General features: G+C 57.9%; 4 protein-coding genes. 3 read left to right on the forward strand and 1 reads right to left on the reverse strand.

Annotation, left to right across the window (positions count from 1 at the left end; translation table 11 throughout):
- Positions 1-1,178, forward strand: a 1,178-nt coding sequence (locus B3Q33_RS11880; RefSeq protein ID WP_286827604.1) for a 3-hydroxyacyl-CoA dehydrogenase family protein, incomplete at its 5' end; no start/stop codon positions are given.
- Between the two features lie 76 nt (positions 1,179-1,254).
- Here the strand turns inward: B3Q33_RS11880 and B3Q33_RS11885 are convergent.
- The gene (locus B3Q33_RS11885; protein WP_272974961.1) at positions 1,255-1,665 is read right to left on the reverse strand and encodes a VOC family protein; all 411 of its coding nucleotides are present in this window, start codon (positions 1,663-1,665) and stop codon (positions 1,255-1,257) included.
- Positions 1,666-1,733: 68 nt separating this feature from the next.
- Between B3Q33_RS11885 and B3Q33_RS11890 the strand changes: the two genes are divergently transcribed.
- Positions 1,734-2,549 carry a polyphosphate kinase 2 family protein gene (locus B3Q33_RS11890; RefSeq protein ID WP_273009448.1) on the forward strand — a complete coding sequence of 272 codons (816 nt, stop codon included), beginning with the start codon at positions 1,734-1,736 and terminating at the stop codon, positions 2,547-2,549.
- Positions 2,550-2,558: 9 nt separating this feature from the next.
- On the forward strand, positions 2,559-3,089 hold a 531-nt coding region (locus B3Q33_RS11895), incomplete at its 3' end, for a Na/Pi symporter (RefSeq protein WP_286827606.1).

Genomic DNA, 3,089 nt, shown 5'->3' on the forward strand with positions numbered 1-3,089 from the left:
TGATGGGCGCGGGCATTGCCTATGTGACCGCTCGCAGTGGCGCCAAGGTTGTGCTGAAAGACATCTCCCAGGAAAACGCGGACAAGGGCAAGGATTACTCCCGCAAGCTGCTCGACAAGGACATCTCCCGCGGCAAGATGACCGAGGAGAAGAAAGAGCAGATCCTGTCGCTGATCCATGCCACGGCAGATGCCAAGGATTTGGACGGGGTGGACTTCGTGATCGAGGCGGTGTTCGAAAGCACCGAACTGAAGCACAAGGTATTCCAGGAAATCGAGGATGTGGTGAAGCCGGATGCCGTGCTTGGCTCTAACACCTCATCTCTGCCGATTACCGGCCTGGCCAAGGGTGTGAAGAAGCAGGATAACTTTATTGGTATCCACTTCTTCAGCCCGGTGGACAAGATGCCGCTGGTGGAAATTATTTCCGGCAAGGACACCAGCCCGGAAGCGCTGGCGAAAACCTACGATTACTGCCAGCAGATCAAGAAGACCCCCATCGTGGTCAACGATGCCCGCGGTTTCTTCACCACCCGCGTGATCGGCACCTTCGCCAACGAAGGGATTGCCATGCTGGGTGAAGGTATCAATGCCCAGTCCATTGAACAGGCCGCCATGCAGGCCGGTTACCCGGTAGGCACGCTGAACCTGATCGATGAGATCAACATGGAAACCGCCCTGAAGATCGGCAAGGCGGCCCGTGACGATGCCAAGCGTGAAGGTCAGGAACTGCCGCCCGAGCATCCGGCAGAAGTGGTCATGAAGAAAATGGTCGAAGAGCTGGATCGTCCCGGTAAAGTCCAGGGCAAAGGCTTCTACGAGTACCCGGAAAATGGCAAGAAGCACCTGTGGCCAGGTCTGAAAGACGCTTTTGGTGGTGACAAAGAGATTCCGTTCGAAGACATCAAGGAACGGATGATGTTTGTTGAAGCCATCGAAGCAGTGAAATGCTTCGACGAAGGGGTTATGGAATCTGTGGCCGATGCCAATATCGGTTCCATCTTCGGTATTGGCTTCCCGGCCTGGACCGGTGGCGTGATCCAGTACATCAACCAGTACGAGGGTGGTCTGCGTGGTTTTGCGGCCCGCGCCCAGGAGCTGGCCAAGTTGTATGGTGATCGCTTCAACCCGCCGGCTTCCCTGGTGGAGAAAGCGGAAAAAGGCGAAATCTACAAGTAACGTAGGTTCCGCCTGATAAAAAAGCCCGGCCCTGTGCCGGGCTTTTTTATGTCTGCACGTTGATGTCAGTCGCCAGCTAGCGGGGTCCTACCCAGAAATGCGGGTTGCAGGCTACCTCCCACAGGTGACCATCCGGATCGGCAAAGTAGCCGGCGTAACCGCCCCAGTCGGTGGACTGTCCGGGCTTGATCAGTTGCGCACCGGCTTCCTGAGCCTGGGCCAGTAACTGGTCGACCTGCTGTGGGCTTTCCACATTGTGTGCCATCGCTACGCCACGAAAGCCCTGATCCGATGGCGCAACGCCGGCATCAGCGGCCAGCGCATCATGACCGAACAAGCCCAGCCAGGTGCCGTTCAATTCAAAGAACGCCACGGGCGCTTCGTCCGGCATGGGGCGGCGGGGCAGGCCGAGACCCTGCTCATAAAAGCGGATCGCCGTCGCAAGGTCATTGACGCCAAGGGTGATCATGCTGATACGTGGTTCCATGAAAATCTCCTGTTTGCCTGGCTCACGCTGCCCTTTATGCTCAATACGGTATACCCAAGGGAGTGCGCATGGAACTGGACCGCTTTGGTTGGCCGTCGGGGCCCACCCTCATCGTACAAAGTTTACCCACTGATTTCAGGGAACCACCGCAACAGGATCTCGATACGGTGCTGGACGATCTGCACGAATACCAGCGGCGCCTGTTTGCCAATCGACGTCACGGGGTGCTCCTGGTGGTGCAGGGGCTGGATGCTGCCGGCAAGGACAGCCTGATTCGCACCCTGGCCCGGGCCATGGATCCGGCCGCGTTTCGGGTACATGGGTTCAGTCGACCGCTGGGTGAAGAGGTGGATCATGATTTTCTCTGGCGGGTTTGGCGCCACCTGCCGGGCAGGGGGGAAGTGGTCGCCTTCAATCGCAGCCACTATGAATCGGTGTTGGCTGAACGGTTGTGGCCGGTCACCGAACACAGCAGTGATGACTGGCCGCTGAAATACGAGGCCATCAACGCCTTCGAGCAGCACTTGCACCGGGAAGGAACCCGGATCATCAAGATCTGGCTGAATACCTCGCAGGAAGAACAGCGTCGCCGTCTCTTAAAGCGCTTGGACAAGCCCCGCAAACGCTGGAAGTTTGACGCGGCGGATGTGGAAAGCTGGCTGGCAAGAGACGCCTATCTATCGCTGGTCAACGAGACCCTCGTGCCAACCCATACCCTTCATGCTCCCTGGCATCTGATTCCCAACGATGACAAGAAAAATGCCAGAGCCGCGGTGGCGGCGTTGCTCCTGGATACGCTGAAGGAGCTGGCGCCAGAATACCCGCAGGAAGATCCCCAGTGTATTGAGCACTATCGGCAAGTACTGGCGAAAAAGAATGATTGAGCCGCAGCGATGAACAGTGTGCTGACAATGATTGCCGGGCTGGGTCTGTTTCTGTTTGCCATGCAACTGGTGGAACAGGCGGTGCAGACCCTGTTCAGCGAAAAGGCTTCCCAGTGGCTGCAACGGTCCACCAACACCACCCTGAAAGGGGTGGTGGCAGGGGGCCTGATTACAGCAGTGATGCAGAGCAGTTCTCTCGTTGGGTTATTGGTGCTGGCATTCGTGTCGGTGGGGATACTCCCTCTGCGCCATGCCATGGCGGTGATGCTGGGCGCCAATCTGGGCACCACAGTAACCGGCTGGCTAGTAACGCTGCTGGGTTTCAAACTCTCGCTTTCTGCGGTCAGCCTGCCGCTGGCGGGGGCCGGTGCCCTCTGTTATGTGCTCCTGCCGAAAGGCATGTGGCGTTCTGCCGGCCTGTTTTTGCTGGCTTTCGGCTTACTGATCTTTGGTCTGGATACCATGAAGGTGGCGGTGGAAGGCGTCGGCCAGCGCTTTGATGTGAGCTGGCTGCAAGGTTATCCACCGGTGCTGTATCTG

Source organism: Alcanivorax sp. UBA3183 (assembly GCF_002364155.1).
GTDB lineage: Bacteria > Pseudomonadota > Gammaproteobacteria > Pseudomonadales > Alcanivoracaceae > Alcanivorax > Alcanivorax jadensis.

Coding starts and splice junctions, on each gene's coding strand:
- B3Q33_RS11885 (WP_272974961.1), bottom strand. CDS start 1,665: ATGGAACCACGTATCAGCATGATCACCCTTGGCGTCAATGACCTTGCG.
- B3Q33_RS11890 (WP_273009448.1), top strand. CDS start 1,734: ATGGAACTGGACCGCTTTGGTTGGCCGTCGGGGCCCACCCTCATCGTA.